The 14,400-nt window shown below is 55.0% G+C and carries 13 protein-coding genes; 1 reads left to right on the forward strand and 12 read right to left on the reverse strand.

Annotated elements, in window-relative coordinates; all coding sequences use genetic code 11:
• Window positions 1–13: 13 nt before the first annotated feature.
• From araG to E2L00_RS05190, 7 genes are all read right to left on the reverse strand, one after another.
• Window positions 14–1,528 (reverse strand): L-arabinose ABC transporter ATP-binding protein AraG, encoded by a 1,515-nt coding sequence (gene araG / locus E2L00_RS05160; protein ID WP_167607975.1) that lies wholly within the window; start codon window positions 1,526–1,528, stop codon window positions 14–16.
• 128 nt (window positions 1,529–1,656) lie between these two features.
• Window positions 1,657–2,646 (reverse strand): arabinose ABC transporter substrate-binding protein, encoded by a 990-nt coding sequence (locus tag E2L00_RS05165; protein WP_167607977.1) that lies wholly within the window; start codon window positions 2,644–2,646, stop codon window positions 1,657–1,659.
• A 274-nt stretch (window positions 2,647–2,920) separates the two neighbouring features.
• A complete protein-coding gene (locus E2L00_RS05170) occupies window positions 2,921–3,421 on the reverse strand; it encodes a cupin domain-containing protein (protein ID WP_167607980.1) in 501 nt (166 codons plus the stop codon).
• A 58-nt stretch (window positions 3,422–3,479) separates the two neighbouring features.
• Entirely contained in the window at window positions 3,480–4,037 is a 558-nt protein-coding gene (locus E2L00_RS05175; protein WP_167607982.1) for a DJ-1 family glyoxalase III, read from the reverse strand.
• A gap of 23 nt (window positions 4,038–4,060) precedes the next feature.
• Window positions 4,061–5,251: a glycoside hydrolase family 88 protein gene (locus E2L00_RS05180; RefSeq protein WP_167607985.1), complete on the reverse strand. Its 1,191-nt coding sequence runs from the start codon at window positions 5,249–5,251 to the stop codon at window positions 4,061–4,063.
• A gap of 13 nt (window positions 5,252–5,264) precedes the next feature.
• Complete coding sequence (locus tag E2L00_RS05185) at window positions 5,265–6,545, reverse strand: oligosaccharide MFS transporter (protein ID WP_167607987.1); 1,281 nt, start codon at window positions 6,543–6,545, stop codon at window positions 5,265–5,267.
• Entirely contained in the window at window positions 6,542–8,386 is a 1,845-nt protein-coding gene (locus E2L00_RS05190) for a DUF2264 domain-containing protein (RefSeq protein WP_167607990.1), read from the reverse strand. Before E2L00_RS05190 ends, E2L00_RS05185 begins: the two co-directional genes overlap by 4 nt.
• 227 nt (window positions 8,387–8,613) lie before the next feature.
• Here E2L00_RS05190 and E2L00_RS05195 point away from each other — a divergent pair, with 227 nt between their 5' ends.
• Window positions 8,614–9,474, forward strand: a complete 861-nt coding sequence (locus tag E2L00_RS05195; protein WP_167607993.1) for an AraC family transcriptional regulator — start codon at window positions 8,614–8,616, stop codon at window positions 9,472–9,474.
• Window positions 9,475–9,805: 331 nt separating this feature from the next.
• Here E2L00_RS05195 and E2L00_RS05200 read toward each other — a convergent pair whose 3' ends face one another.
• The 5 genes from E2L00_RS05200 to lpoB form a co-directional block, all read right to left on the reverse strand.
• Entirely contained in the window at window positions 9,806–11,110 is a 1,305-nt protein-coding gene (locus tag E2L00_RS05200) for an NAD(P)/FAD-dependent oxidoreductase (RefSeq protein ID WP_167607996.1), read from the reverse strand.
• A gap of 225 nt (window positions 11,111–11,335) precedes the next feature.
• Complete coding sequence (ycfP, locus tag E2L00_RS05205; RefSeq protein ID WP_167607998.1) at window positions 11,336–11,878, reverse strand: alpha/beta hydrolase YcfP; 543 nt, start codon at window positions 11,876–11,878, stop codon at window positions 11,336–11,338.
• A gap of 42 nt (window positions 11,879–11,920) precedes the next feature.
• The gene (gene nagZ / locus E2L00_RS05210; protein ID WP_167608001.1) at window positions 11,921–12,946 is read right to left on the reverse strand and encodes a beta-N-acetylhexosaminidase; all 1,026 of its coding nucleotides are present in this window, start codon (window positions 12,944–12,946) and stop codon (window positions 11,921–11,923) included.
• A 12-nt stretch (window positions 12,947–12,958) separates the two neighbouring features.
• Window positions 12,959–13,792 (reverse strand): thiamine kinase, encoded by an 834-nt coding sequence (thiK, locus tag E2L00_RS05215; protein ID WP_167608002.1) that lies wholly within the window; start codon window positions 13,790–13,792, stop codon window positions 12,959–12,961.
• On the reverse strand, window positions 13,770–14,369 hold the full coding sequence (lpoB, locus tag E2L00_RS05220) for a penicillin-binding protein activator LpoB (RefSeq protein WP_420808838.1): 600 nt from the start codon (window positions 14,367–14,369) through the stop codon (window positions 13,770–13,772). Before lpoB ends, thiK begins: the two co-directional genes overlap by 23 nt.
• Between the last annotated feature and the right edge of the window lie 31 nt (window positions 14,370–14,400).

The following is a 14,400-nucleotide window of genomic DNA, read 5'->3' on the forward strand; positions in this document are numbered from 1 at the left end:
TTGTTCCCCTTACTCATGCTGCACTCGCACTGGTTTTAGGCATCGCCAGGCTCAGCGCCTGCTGCTCGCTGGCCTCGCCATGCAACAACTCGCCGGCAATTTCCCCTTCGCGCATCACAATAATGCGGTCCGCAAGGCCCAACACTTCAGGCAAATCGCTCGACGCAAATAGCACCGCCACCCCCTGGGCTGCCAGGGCATAAATGACGTTATAGATTTCATGCTTCGCACCCACGTCGATGCCGCGCGTCGGTTCATCAAGCAGGCAAACCTTCATCTCTTCGGATAGCCAGCGGCCCAGAATGGCCTTTTGCTGATTGCCGCCGGAAAGGTTCATGATCAGCTGATCCGCAGACGGCGTTTTAATGTTCAGCGAGCGGATGTGTGAAGCAGCGTTTTCGCTTTCCCACCGGTTATTGATAAGGCAGCCCGCGCTGATGTGTTTACGACGCGCGCTGATATTGATGTTGTCCCGCACCGAGTGGACGGGAATGATGCCGTCCGCCTTGCGGTCTTCCGGGCAGAGCATCATCCCGGCGCGAATGGCGTCGCCGGGTTTATTAATGGCGATAGCTTTGCCGTCAATCCATACCTGCCCGCCCGTAATACGCGTGCCGCCGAATAATCCTTTCATGAGCTCGCTCCGCCCGGCGCCCACCAGGCCAAACAGCCCGACAATTTCGCCGCTGCGCACATGAAGGGAAATCGGCGTGCGCACGCCTGGCGCTTTCACCTCCTCCAGCCGCAGCCGCTCCGGGCCATGCTCGCGAGGCTGCCAGCCGTAGATATCACCCAGATTGCGCCCTACCATGGCCTGCACCAGAGAATCGTGATTCACCTGCTGCATATCATCGAACGTGCACACGTAGCGCCCGTCTTTGAACACGGTAATCGCATCGCTCAGCGCAAAGATCTCTTCCATGCGGTGCGAAACATAAATAATCACCCGGCCTTCTGCGCGCAGTTCACGGATGACGCGGAAAAGATTGTCTATTTCACGGCGCGAAAGAGAGCTGGTTGGCTCATCAAAAGCGATAACCTTCGCGTTGCGCGCCAGCGCCTTGGCGATCTCCACCATCTGCCATTGCCCGATGGAGAGATATTTAAGCGGCGTCTGGGGATCGATATCCAGCCCAAGGTGTTCAAGCTGAAGCCGCGCCTCGTAATTGAGCAATGAGCGGTTCACAAACCCGGCTTTATGCGGGATTTGCCCCAGATAAATGTTCTCGGCCACCGTCATTTCCGGCACCAGATGCAGCTCCTGGTAGATTATCGCCACGCCGGCGTTGAGCGCCGCCGTGGTATCGCTAAAAACGACTTCTTCACCGCGCAAAGCAATGCTGCCCTGGCTCGGGGCGTAGTTTCCGCTGAGGATCTTCAGCAGTGTGGATTTACCCGCGCCATTTTCCCCCATCAGCGCGTGCACCTGCCCGGCATAACAGTCGAAGCTGATATCCTGGAGCGCTTTTACGCCGGGGAAGGTTTTGCCGATACCGCGAAAAGAGAGATACGGTGTCTGTTGTTGCATGATTTACCCTTTACCTGTTGTCGGGTGGCGCTGCGCTTACCCAACCTACATAATGCGGATATTTTGTAGGGTGGATGCGACAGCGCCACCCATCTGTCGCCATCCACCGCCACCCAGATCATTTGTACTTACTTGCCGCCTAAGCCTTTCTTCGCTAGCTCTTCTTTAAAGTTATCGCGGGTGATCAGCACCACATCGGTCACTTCGGTGAATTTCGGCGGTTCGGCATCTTTGGTCACCCAGTTGTAGAGCATTTCGCTGCTCTTATAACCGTGTACGTCCGGGCTTGGCAGCAGGGAGCCGTAGAAGCCGGTGGCCTGCGCTTTCGACAGTTCGCTCACCGCATCTACGCCGTTGATGCCCACGCCAATAACGTCCGGCGCCTTAAAGCCCTGGCCTTCGGTGGCACGCACGCCGCCCAGCACGGTGTTGTCGTTCATGCCGACGATCAGCCAGTGTTTCACTTCAGGGTGCTGCACCAGCATGGAGTTGGCGGCGTCAAACGCGCCCGGAATATCGTTAGATTTGGTTGGGACTTTATAGATTTGTTTTTCCGGGAAGCCCGCGGCTTTCAGCGCGTCCATCGAGCCGGAAGTACGGCGACGGGCGGTATCGAGCTCATCGGCGGTGATCGCCATCACGGCCGCGTCTTTTACGTCCCAGCCGCGTTTCTGCATCTCTTTATACAGTTCCTGGCCCTGACGTTCGCCGATTTTGGTTGCCGCCATCATCACCAGCGGAACGGTTTCCATCGGCTTGCCCTTCGCAGTAACGAACTGGTCATCTACCGCAATCACTTTCATGTCGTAGCTTTTTGCTTTCGCGATAATTGCCGAACCCAGTTTTGGGTCCGGGGTGCAAATCACAAAACCTTTGGCGCCGCTTGCGGCCAGGCTATCGATGGCGTTGAGCGTTTTTTCACCGTCCGGCACGGCAATTTTAATCACTTCAAAGCCAAGATCTTTCCCGGCTTTATCGGCAAATTTCCACTCTGTCTGGAACCACGGCTCTTCGGGTTGTTTCACCAGAAAACCTAATTTCATGGTCTCAGCGATAGCGGATTGTGACATAACCGCTGCAAAGCCAATGGCCGCCAGCGTTTTAGTAAATTTGTGCATGCGTACTCCAGATCGATTTTTTTATTCGTAAGGTAAGGTCGATTTAAAACAAGCTTTTAGCATCAGCGGTTTTTACAACCTGAGCTGGAGATAGTTTTAGCGGGAAATTAATAATCCATAGGAGAGCGAAATCACACGGCAGAATTACAGTAAAGTCGTGCATGGATTCAGCAAATTAAGCCATAAAGCGAGACGTATATGTATGATGAATGCAGCACTGATTAGCTGAATTGTCCATAAGGTCAGCCAGCGCGTCCCTGCGGCCTGGCCGTGGCTACCACAAGGTGTTTATGCCTTCTCGGGTTCCCGTTACCGGGTCCTTGTCAGGCTGAGGAACTTTGGTGATATTTTCCTTCACTTGCGCAAGCTGTCCCGGCTGGTCAAGGTATTTATCCGGCGAGAAACCGTCGGGATAGGCCCCCACGCACATAAAATCCTCTGAAGCCTCAATTTGCTTATGCCCGACGCCCGCCGGTATCAGCACGGCGTCTCCGCGTGAGATATCAACCACCGGGCCGCTTTCGCCGCCAAACTGAATTTTCGCCCTGCCCGCGAACACGCCCAGCGCTTCGTGCGTATTGGAGTGAAAGTGGGTGTAGGTAAAGACGGGATAGCGCCAGCGCGGAGGCCAGCCGTTGCGGGCAAAAAGGTTTTCGAAAGCCTCGGCGAGGTTTTCTTCGTGAAAGACACGATGGTAAAGCAGGAGCGGCAACGCGCTGTTTGGCACGCCGCCGCTCGCCTGGTTCAGAGCCAGAGTTTCCAGTTCAGCCGCCATTTCTTTCTCCTCGGTAAAAGAGTAAGTATAGAAACGACTGCCCTGGTCGGGTTATTCATCACCAGGGATAATAAATATGCTCCGCGTGATCCCGGGCGGGAGCCTCATCGCCTTCAAGGCGCGCGGCAACGGTGAAGGCAAAATCAAAGGCTTTTCCTAACCCTTTTCCGCTAATCAGGTTACCGTCTTCAACGACATCGGCATCGATATACTCGCCGTCCGTGACCTGCTGCCATAAATCGCCGGAACAGACGTAGCGACGCCCTTTCAGCAGGCCGTTACCGCCCAGTACACGGGCGGCGGCGGAACAAATCGGACAGATAAGCTTGCCCAGTTCATCGTGGCGGCGTACGAACTCGATAACGCTGGCGCTTTGTGCGAGGAATACGCTACCTTCCGGCCCGCCTGGCAAAACGACGGCGTCAAAGGTGGTATCAAAGCTTTCGCTCAGGATGGCGTCTGCCCTCACAGAAATAGCGTGATAGCTCACCACCTCACGCGTATCCACGCAGGAGACTGTCTGAACGTTAATCTTCAGCCTGCGCAAAATATCAATGGTGATAATGGCTTCCCCTTCTTCAAAACCGGGGGCCAGCAGTACGGCAACGCTTTTCATACAGCTCTCCTTTGCTCAAAAAATTACCACCAGGGATACCAGACCTGGCGTAAGCGCGCCAGCGCTTCAAGGTAGAAATAGTCGCCCCAGCTACAGCACTGATCGACCCCTTTTCCGCTCGCCATGTGATAAACCGAATGTTTGAGTAATCCTTCGGTTGGTTCGTCGTCGCCTGCCAGGTAGTTTTCGCTGAGCGACAACATAATACGCAGCGCCATCTCTTCGTAATGCGCACGGTGCTCATCCAGCGTCGGCAGGATTTTCACCAGCTCCAGCAGGCCGCAGGCCGCAATAGCTGCCGCCGAGCTGTCACGAACCGCATCGGTGCCCAGCAGCGCCAGATCCCAGTGGCAAACGTCATCTTCCGGCAGGCGGTTAATAAAGTAGTGCGCAAGGCTGCGCGACAGTTCCACCATATTTTTGTCGCCGGTATGCAAGTAGCTGAGCAGGAAACCGTAAATCCCCCACGCCTGCCCGCGCGACCAGCAGGACGTGTCGCTGTAGCCCTGATGCGTATTGCCGAAGCGCGGTTCGCCGGTTTTCACATCCATATAAAAGGTGTGATAAGTCGATGAATCCTCGCGAACGATGTGCTTCACCGCCTGTTCCGCATGCGCGGTAGCCGCTTGCGCATAACGCTGGTCACCGGTTTGCTCGCTGGCCCAGTACAGCAGCGGCAGGTTCATATTGCAGTCGATGATCATCCTGCCCTGCTGTTCCGGGTCATTCAAATCGCCCCAAGCCTGAATAATTTTCGCCACCGGGTTAAAGCGTTCCATCAGCGTTTCTGCCGCCAGTAGCGCAGATTGTCGCGCGGCTTCATTACCGGTTAATCGCCATGCGCTCACGCAGGAGAGCGAATATAAGAAACCAAGGTCGTGCGTCGCGGTATCAATGCGCTTTTCGATGCGCTCCGCAAACGAGGGCAGGTAGCGTTCGGCTGCGGCGCGGTATTTCTCATCGCCCGTCATTTCCCACGCCAGCCATAGCTGGCCTGGCCAGAAGCTGGTGGTCCACTCCACGTTTTCGGTGCGCGGCCAGATACCGTTTTCACAGGCTTCGCCGGGAAATTTATCGCCAAAGGCGACGATGTTTTTATCGAGCTTGCGCGTGACGCGAGCCAGCGCCTCATCGAGCCTGTGGCGCAGCTGTAGCCTGTCGACCTGATACAGCTCAATGGGACGCAGGGCTTCGGTAGCGACAATCTTGGTCATAACAACTCCTGAATTAGTGTTTGGCTGGTTCAACCGGAACGGCGTCCAGGGCCGGGGAAAAGGATCGCGACTCGTCGCGTTTCGACTGGCAGCGCGAAAGCGTGAAGGCGGAAATAAGGGTAAAAACCAGCGCACAACAGCCCATTATCAGATAGGTGTGCTCGAAACCGATTTTGTCGTACAGGTAGCCTGCCGGAGGGGCCACCACAATGGAGCCGACATAAATCATTGCCTGATAGCCAAGCAGATACATGGTGGCGTTGATTTTCTTGTGGAAATGTTCGGCGATGTATTTGAAGACCGAAATCAGCAGCAGCGCTATTTCGATGCCGTATAGCGGCTTAATGAGGGAGATGATCACCGGATCGGTCGTCAGCCCTGACGCAATCAGACGTGCGCCCACCACGCATCCGCACAGCAGCAGCCCGCGTTTTGCGCCGTAGTGGTTAACCAGCAGCGGGATAAACATCATCATCACGAACTCGGTGCCGGACTGCACGGTGCTCAGGTAGCCGTACCAGGCGTTGCCCTGCTCTTTGGTAGCAAAAAACGAAACGAAGTAACGCGGGAACTGCTGCTCGGCGACGAACATCATCCACGCCACGCCCGCGACATACAGGCTGAACATCCAGAACTTGCGGTTTTTCAGCAGTGTCAGCACGTCGGCAAAGACGATTTTGTTCGCTGAAATAACGTTGTTATTGCGCAGCTGCTCCTCGCCAATTTTCAGGCTGATAAGTACCAGCAGCATCAGCACGGAAGTTGTGCTGCTGACGAGGAAGTTAGCCAGCGGCGTGAAATTAAACAGCAAACCGGAAACCGAAGCGGCCATCGCCCAGCCAAGCGATCCCCACATGCGAATGCGGCCAAACTCCAGCCCGTACAGGCGGCTGAAACGGTCGGCGTAGGATTCGGACGCGGCAACGCCTGCGTACCAGCCAAGGCTGAGATAAAGCGCCCCGATGATTATTCCTGCCGTGGTGTGGCTTAGCAGCAGCGGTTGATAGACGGTGACGAAAAAGGGGGCCATCAGCGCCGATACGATGCAGACAAAATAGAGCAGCCACTTGCTCATGCCTGTCTTGTCCATGATGTAGCCATAAACCGGTTTTAAGATAACGGCGAACACGCCGTTGATGGCAAAAACGCTGCCGATAGTAATGCTGTCCAGGCCCACCTTCTGGCTAAGCCACAGGGCGTAAAGCCCAAAGCTTGATGACCAGGTAAAGAAGTAGAGGAAAATGAAACTGCTCATTTTTATCTGCGCGCTGCGCACGGGCGTTGAGGTCGTCATACGGATATCTCCGGCAAGTCTGTCAGGGTCAGACATTTTTGATGGTGAGCCGTCACGAGGCGTACAACGTCATCGCGGATGATGGCCTGCGGGCAAAGCCGTGCGTTGAAATCTGCCGGGTTCCCCGCCCAGACCGCGCTTATCAGCAAACTTTTCCCTGCCGTCAGCTCTCCGCACAGCAGCGGAACGGCTGCACGTTCGGCAAACAAAAGGTTGCTGTTTGGCGGCGTTAAGATCCGTTCGCCGTGACGGGGAACGGGGCTAAGGCAGAAAATGGCGCTGATATCCGTTGAAGTGGTGAGCTGGCAGCAGGCCTGCCCGGCTGCAGCCAACGGCTGCGGACGGTTCGGTACGCTAAAGCCGCCCTCCGCCGTATCAAGATTTCGCGCTGAACTGATGTGATGCACACGCACCTGCCAGTCGCCAAGCGGCAGCAGCCAGGTAGCGATAGTCACGTCATGCCAGGGCTGCCAGCGGCTGTAAATCATGCCGTCCGCCGTGCTGACGGAGGTGCAGTCACGCCGCCCGCGCCAGTAGTTATCCTTTTCGGACAGCAGCAGCATTGAATCCGCCGCGGCATGCGCCAGCCCGTAACGGCCACGCTCGACGGTAAATCCGTAGCGGGATGAATAGGCAAACTTGCAGTATTTGGCTTCGGTGTTAACGAAGTTATTCAGCTCAAGCTGGCCGGAGGTGAGCATCCATAAATGATCGTTTTGATGGACCAGAATCTGATCGGCCTGCGGAATACTGTGCTGGGCAGCAAGCTCCGGCAGCGGTAACTCCTGCGCCTGCCAGAAGGCGTCGTCCTCGCCCAGGGCCAGCACCAGCATGGTTTTCAATCCCCAGTAAGGAGAACCCGGCGCGTTGTAATCCTCGGCCATAATCAGGTTCGGATAGCTGTACCCCACGCTTAATACGCCATCCCTGTCGAACGGCTGCTGCTGCATCCACCAGCGTAAATGCCGCAGCACAATGCCCTTGATAACGCCCGGCGAATAAATTTCTAAGCCTGCAAAAGCCGCGGCGCTCCAGAATGCGGCCTGGGCAAAGCGGTAGGTCAGGCTACGGCCAAACGGAATGGCAGCACCGTTCCGGGCGAAGAAGTGGATAAAGTCGGCGGCGAACAGCGTTGCACGGCGCCGTAACTCAGCGCTGCGCTGCGGATCAATTTCCGCCATCAGCTTCGCGTAAATCAATCCGTAGAAGTGAAAGCCCATGGAGATGTAGTAATCACGCGGGCGACCCGGCCCGTCGGAATACCAGCCTGCGCCAAGATAATAATGTTCCATGGCGGCAAAATGCTTTTCCAGCGCCTGCGGATTAGTCTCCATTCCTGCCAGTCCGAAGCCAACCTGCACCAGAATCGGGAAGAAGTGCCAGTTGTTGTCCGGGATAGCCTGGTCTTCGCTCTGTTTTAGCCAGCGCCAGAGATTGGTTTTTTCCTGCTCGTTGAAATGCGCCAGCACCGTCTCGTGAGCCAGCGCCAGCAGCAGGCCATAGGCGGTCATTTCCACAATGCGCTGATCGTACGGGGCAACTTCTCCCCAGTAATCCGCATGCTGCGGATTGGTGCCGTTTTTTATGGCCTGGAGATAGAAGGAAAACTGTTCCGGTTCACTTCCCCCGGCGAGTAAAGGCGTGACGCCCCACAGCAGCCGCGAAAACGTTTCCATATTCGCCACCCGCTGTCCGTAATGCGCCGTAAAATTAGCGAGGTCCACACGGCTGGTATCTTTTTTAAAAAATGGCGTTACGGCATTGAGTAATTCATTAACCAGCTGTCGGATATCATTTCGGGATTGCAGAGGGCTGGTCAGCGTGATGTTTTCAGGTTGCAAGGTGTCCTCCCGTCAATAACGAGAATCAGTTAAGTTATTGTTATTTGGCTCTTCTACAGAGATGTTGTTGACGTCGGGAGAAAGAGTAGTCGCTTTTAAATTCTGCGCCGAGTGAGCAGGGTCACAAAATTAAACCGCCATTTCATTTTTGCTGGAGTTTTTGTTGCGCGACGGTAATAAATTGCAAACCGTGGCGTAAAAATTTAAATCTATTGCCCTGAGGAAAAATGAGCGAATCCCAATTGCTTGAGCGAATCACCCTCGACAGCCGGGTTATTTCCTTCCACCGCCTGTGGTCATCGAGCGCGGCTTACTATCACTGGCACCAGTGTGTTGAGCTGCTTTATATCTCAAAAGGATACGGCATCGTGGTGGTGGATAATCAGCATTACACCGCCCGTCCCGGCCGCCTGTTCATCTTTCCGCCGTTTCGCCTGCACAAAGTGCACGCTGAAGACAGCGAGAAAAATCATTACCACCGCACCACTATGCATATCGAACAATCCGTAGTGGAAGGCGCGCTGAAGGACTTTCCGCGCCAGCAGGCTCAGTTTGCCGCGCTGGCGGCGAGCAACGTTCCCGCGCAGATTTATGATTTAAGCGAGCGGGCGGAATTTATGGAGACGATTCTCGCCCAGTTCGATACGCTTGCCGTTGGCAGCCGGTCGTCCGCCTGCGAAGTCGCGTTTCTGGTAATGCAGATTATGGCTTTTCTGCCCGCTCAACCGCAGCCTCTTATGCCAAAACCACAGACGGCCGCCTCGCGCATTATGGGTTGGGTCGAAGCAAACTACTTCAGGAAGTTTTCGTTAAACGAGCTGGCCGCTGCGATGGGGCTTTCGCGCAGCTATACCTCGAGAGTGTTCCAGCAGCAGACCGGCGGCAGCATTCACGAATATTTGCTTACGAGGAGGATAAAACGCAGTTGCGATCTGTTGCGCACTACGGCAAAAAGCATCGATGAAATTGCCCTGGCGGTAGGATTCAGCGAAGTAACGTATTTTATTACCTGTTTTAAAAAGATGATGAGCCAGACGCCGTTGCAATACAGGAAGGCGAGCCGCCAGCGTTTTCCTTTTCATATCTAAGCGGGCCGGTTAATTATTAGCAGCGTTAAATGAGGATTTACGAAGAGAGGATTTTATCCGGCTCACGCCCTGCCTGATGCGGCTGCTGCCCTGATAAAGGGAGCATCCCGGACTTTAACCAGTACCGGTCGATACTTCCGGGAATCGCTCAGGTTAAAAACAAAATATTTGCGACGGTCGTGCTATTCCTCTCCTGAGCCCTATCGTTCCCTCAGCCGAACAGCAAAAAGCCACGCATCATCGCGCTTTTCTTGACGCGCTTGCCCGCGCTGTAAATCCGAAGTGACGGACGCAGGAACCCGGCATGCCGGGTTCCGCAGACGCGGGTAAATCAGTGCAGCTTCAGGCGCGGTCGTATTACGCGGTTGATACTGCCGACCAGCATCATCAGGCCGGTTTTGAAATAGCCGTGCAGCGCGACCTGGTGCATGCGGTACAAAGAGATATAGACAAAGCGAGCCATACGCCCTTCTACCATCATTGAGCCGCGCATCAGGTTACCCATCAGGCTGCCGACGGTAGAGAATCTGGACAGGGAAACCAGCGAGCCGTGATCCTTATAAACGTACGGCTTCAGCGGCTTGTCTTTTATCTGCGCAAGGATGTTTGCCAGCGCGAGCGAGGCCATCTGATGCGCAGCCTGCGCGCGCGGAGGCACGAAGCCGCCTTCCGGGCGAGCGCAGGAAGCGCAGTCCCCAATCGCGTAAATATCTGGATCGCGAGTGGTTTGCAGGGTTGGTTCCGTTACCAGCTGGTTGATACGGTTGGTTTCAAGCCCGCCGATATCCTTCATAAAGTCTGGCGCTTTGATACCCGCAGCCCAGACCATCAGATCTGCCGCGATATACTCGCCATCTTTGGTGTTCAGACCACCCGCGTCAGCGGAGGTGACCATTGTCTGGGTTAATACGCGTACGCCGAGTTTGGTCAGTTCGTTATGAGCCGCGGCGGAAATACGCGGCGGCAGCGCGGGCAGGATGCGCTCACCCGCTTCTACCAGCGTGACGTTTAACGCTTCGTTGGTCAGTCCCTTGTAGCCATAGCTGTGCAGCTGTTTCACCGCGTTATGCAGCTCCGCGGACAGCTCAACGCCGGTTGCACCGCCGCCAACAATGGCAATATTAACTTTTCCGCCAACGCCCATATCCGAAGAATACTTCAGGAACAGATTCAGCATTTCAGAATGGAAACGACGCGCCTGATGCGGGTTGTCGAGGAAAATACAGTTTTCTTTTACGCCCGGCGTGTTGAAGTCATTAGAGGTGCTGCCCAGCGCCATTACCAGAGTGTCGTACGGGATTTTACGTTCCGGTACCAGCAGCTCGCCTTTCTCATCACGCAGTGCTGCCAGCGTCAGGGTTTTGGCTTCACGGTTGATATCCATCACCGAACCAAGCTGGAACTGGAAATGGTGATTACGCGCATGCGCCAGGTAGCTCAGCGCGTCCACGCCTTCATCCAGGGAACCGGTTGCTACTTCGTGCAGCAGAGGTTTCCAGAGATGGCTATGGTTGCGATCGACCAGGGTAATTTTAGCTTTCTTACCGCGGCCGAGTTTTTTGCCTAACTGCGTAGCCAGTTCAAGTCCACCGGCACCCCCACCTACAACGACGATCTTTCTTAATGGCGTAGACAAAGTGTCCCCCTTAAAATATTAACCAATTGTTAACTAATGGTTATAAAAATAGCCTTTAATTAACAACAGGTTGCGCACGATATCGCATCAATACGATTAAAGAATAGCATGAAGGGTGCATTGGTCATACCAAAATTGATATACATCAATTTTTAACGCTGGAAAGATAAACAAAACGGGCCAGCAAGCGCTGACCCGTAAATTTTTAAGCCGATTACCAGGATGTTATCCCAGCGTTTTAAAGGCCTTAATACGTTGAAGATGCGGGGAAATATTTTTAAATTTGTGGGTCTGCTCATCGTCCCAGATGGTTTCATAGTAATGGTGCAGCGCCTCAGCCGAACGTTGGCTGTTCAGCGCCTCGTCGTGACGCGACAGGATGACCAGGCAGCGATCGCGGTTTTTCTCACGGAAATTCTGCACGCATTTGGTGGAGATATCCGAATACTCTTCCGGACGGTCGATTTTCCCTTCCATATTTTCCTGCGGGAACAGGTTTGGATTAAAGGCGACCTGACGGATATCACACAAAAAACCGATACGTTCAGCCCAGTATCCGCCCAGGCCCACGCCGCAAATCAACGGACGCTCGTCATCGCTTAGCTGCAGCATTTTGTCCACCTCTTTGAGCAGGTGTTGCATGTCATGCTTCGGATGCCGCGTGCTGTAGCTGATAAGCCGCACGTCCGGGTCGATAAACTGAAGCTGCAGCACTTTTTCATGGTTACCGGGACTGTTGGAGTCAAAACCGTGTAAATAGATAATCATTGCATCCTCACCGCAAAAACAGGCCTTCTTCAGGCCTGAGGATTAAAGACCCGCCTTGTGGGCCTGCCACTGCTCATGCAGCGCTTCAAGCTGCTGGTTAGCCTGCTTCCAGCGCGCAGAAGAGATCAGTTCCTGACGGGTAAATGAACCTTTATGATACAAACCTGTTATACGGTCTGCTTTGACCGGCGACAGATTATCCAGCACGCTCACGGCACCTTTACGATTATTGCAGACCAGGATCATATCGCAACCCGCATCCAGCGACGCCTGGCCTCGCTCGGCATAACTGCCCATAATTGCCGCGCCTTCCATAGATAAATCGTCAGAGAAGATCACGCCTTCAAAGCCCAGCTCACCGCGCAACACGGTCTTTAGCCAGTGCGCGGAACCGCTCGCCGGGCGAGAGTCAACGTCAGTGTAGATCACATGTGCCGGCATGATGGCGTCAAGTTTGTTATCGGAAATCAGCGTACGGAAAATTTGCATATCGTGCTGGCGAATAACGGCTTCTGCACGATCGTCACGCGGAGTTTCTTTATGGGAGTCCGCCGTGACCGCACCGTGTCCCGGGAAATGTTTACCGGTCGTTTTCATTCCTGCGGCGTGCATGCCGTCGATAAAGCGGGTCGCCATTGCCAGCGCTTTGGTGGGATCTTCATGATAAGAACGTTCGCCAATCGCCGCGCTGATATGGCCGATATCCAGCACCGGCGCAAAGCTGATATCGATATCCATGGCGATCGTTTCGCTGGCCATCAACCAGCCTGCGTCCTGCGCCAGCTCGCCGCCTTTCTCGAGGCCATAAATAGTGGCAAAGGACTGCGCTGCCGGGAGGCGGGTAAATCCTTCACGGAAGCGTTGCACACGTCCGCCTTCCTGATCTACGGCGACCACGAGACGGTTGCGCGATGCTGCACGGATCTGGCGAACCAGCTCGCGTAGCTGTTCGGGATCGTGATAGTTGCGGGTAAAGAGTATCAGTCCGCCCACCAGCGGGTGCTGTAGAATTTCACGCTCTTCGGCATCCAGCTCAAAGCCTGCCACATCCAACATTACCGGGCCCACATCTACCTCTCTTTATTGGTTCGTCGCCCGCAGCAGGCTCCAGGCCTCGTCTGCCAGCGTTAAAAATGTTCTGTCCTGCGTTTGCCGCCAGCGGCATTCGTACCACGAAGCCATCAGCATCATAACCCATGGCCGCCAGCGGGCGACCTGACGATGCAGCGTTTCCGGGTCAATATTGCTTAAACTTGCGTAGGCGCGCAGCAGCGCTTCGCCATTAATATTATTTGCAGCAATGGCCGCCGCCAGCTCCAGCGCGATGTCTCCGTCCCCGGCATATTCCCAGTCGATAAGTCTGATTGTATTTTGCTGGTAAACAAGATTACCGGCGTGAACATCCATATGCACAGGCGCAAGCCGCAGGGGCTTTGGTTCGCCGCTGTGCTTCATACTTTTTAACCGCCGTAGCCAGTAAGGCGTTCGTCGCGCCGGTGACGCATTTTGCCAGTAATATTCAAGCAGCGGTAACAAACAGATGCGCCAGCCAAAGCAATGCTGACGATGTAACTGATATAACAGAGAACTGAGCGCGCGCGCAGGAGCCGGTTCTGATTTCACCTCTCCCGCAAGCCACTCAACGATCAGCCAGCCATCCGCAAGGCAAACCGGCTTTGGGCCAATACCTGCGGGCAGGCGCTTCAGGGCGCGATACTGGCGTTTTAACGAGACGCCAGGCATGGGCGATAGCACCGGGTGCCGGGCAATATATTGCCGTTCGCCGATGTTGCAATGCACACTGCCGCCGCTCAATCCTTCAAGGGCAGAAAAGCAACCGGCGGCCTGAGCCGCCGGAAGATAGTGCGTAATCACTTTCTGTAGTGAAGCGTTATGGCGTTTGCTGTACGGCACCGCTACCCGACCAGATAATCTCGCCGGTTTGCACCAGCATCAGCTGCATTTTAACGGTTGGCGAATGGACATTGCCGCTGGCGTTGCTGTAAAGCACATACTGCGCGCCTACGTTACGCGCGATACCGATAGCTTTACTGCGCGAACCCAGGCTGTCCTGCGGAGACAAGCCCAGCTGCTGTTTAGCCATTGAAAGCTGCTGGGCGGATACCAGCGTAAATTTGCTATTGTTAGCAAGCGCGCCACGCAGGGCTTCCGTTGCCTTACTGGTATCAAGCGTTCCGTTAGTGCGGTTGTTGACGCTATCTACCAGCAGTACGCCACCCGGCGTTACGCCATCTGCCTGCAGCATTTTGCCGACCATAGGCTGCATCGCGCTGCTCCAGTCATAGGTGCGCACTTTTGGCGTTGCAGGAATGGTTGGCTCCGGCTGGGTAATTGGACCGGGCTGTGTCGGTACGGTTGGTACTGACGGCACCGTTGGCTCAGGCTGTGCTGGCTGAGCGGTGCCCGGTTTGACTTCTTCGACCGGAGCCGGTTGTTCACCGCCACGGTTAATACAGCCGGACAAAATCATCGCCGCTACGGCGACCGCCAGATATCGATGG

The sequence above is a fragment of the Cedecea colo genome (assembly GCF_011808225.1).
Taxonomy (GTDB): domain Bacteria; phylum Pseudomonadota; class Gammaproteobacteria; order Enterobacterales; family Enterobacteriaceae; genus Dryocola; species Dryocola colo.

Excerpts from the sequence above, each read along its gene's own strand:
- araG (WP_167607975.1), bottom strand. The coding sequence starts at position 1,528 with ATGCAACAACAGACACCGTATCTCTCTTTTCGCGGTATCGGCAAAACC.
- E2L00_RS05165 (WP_167607977.1), bottom strand. The coding sequence starts at position 2,646 with ATGCACAAATTTACTAAAACGCTGGCGGCCATTGGCTTTGCAGCGGTT.
- E2L00_RS05170 (WP_167607980.1), bottom strand. The coding sequence starts at position 3,421 with ATGGCGGCTGAACTGGAAACTCTGGCTCTGAACCAGGCGAGCGGCGGC.
- E2L00_RS05175 (WP_167607982.1), bottom strand. The coding sequence starts at position 4,037 with ATGAAAAGCGTTGCCGTACTGCTGGCCCCCGGTTTTGAAGAAGGGGAA.
- E2L00_RS05180 (WP_167607985.1), bottom strand. The coding sequence starts at position 5,251 with ATGACCAAGATTGTCGCTACCGAAGCCCTGCGTCCCATTGAGCTGTAT.
- E2L00_RS05185 (WP_167607987.1), bottom strand. The coding sequence starts at position 6,545 with ATGACGACCTCAACGCCCGTGCGCAGCGCGCAGATAAAAATGAGCAGT.
- E2L00_RS05195 (WP_167607993.1), top strand. The coding sequence starts at position 8,614 with ATGAGCGAATCCCAATTGCTTGAGCGAATCACCCTCGACAGCCGGGTT.
- ycfP (WP_167607998.1), bottom strand. The coding sequence starts at position 11,878 with ATGATTATCTATTTACACGGTTTTGACTCCAACAGTCCCGGTAACCAT.
- lpoB (WP_420808838.1), bottom strand. The coding sequence starts at position 14,369 with ATGATTTTGTCCGGCTGTATTAACCGTGGCGGTGAACAACCGGCTCCG.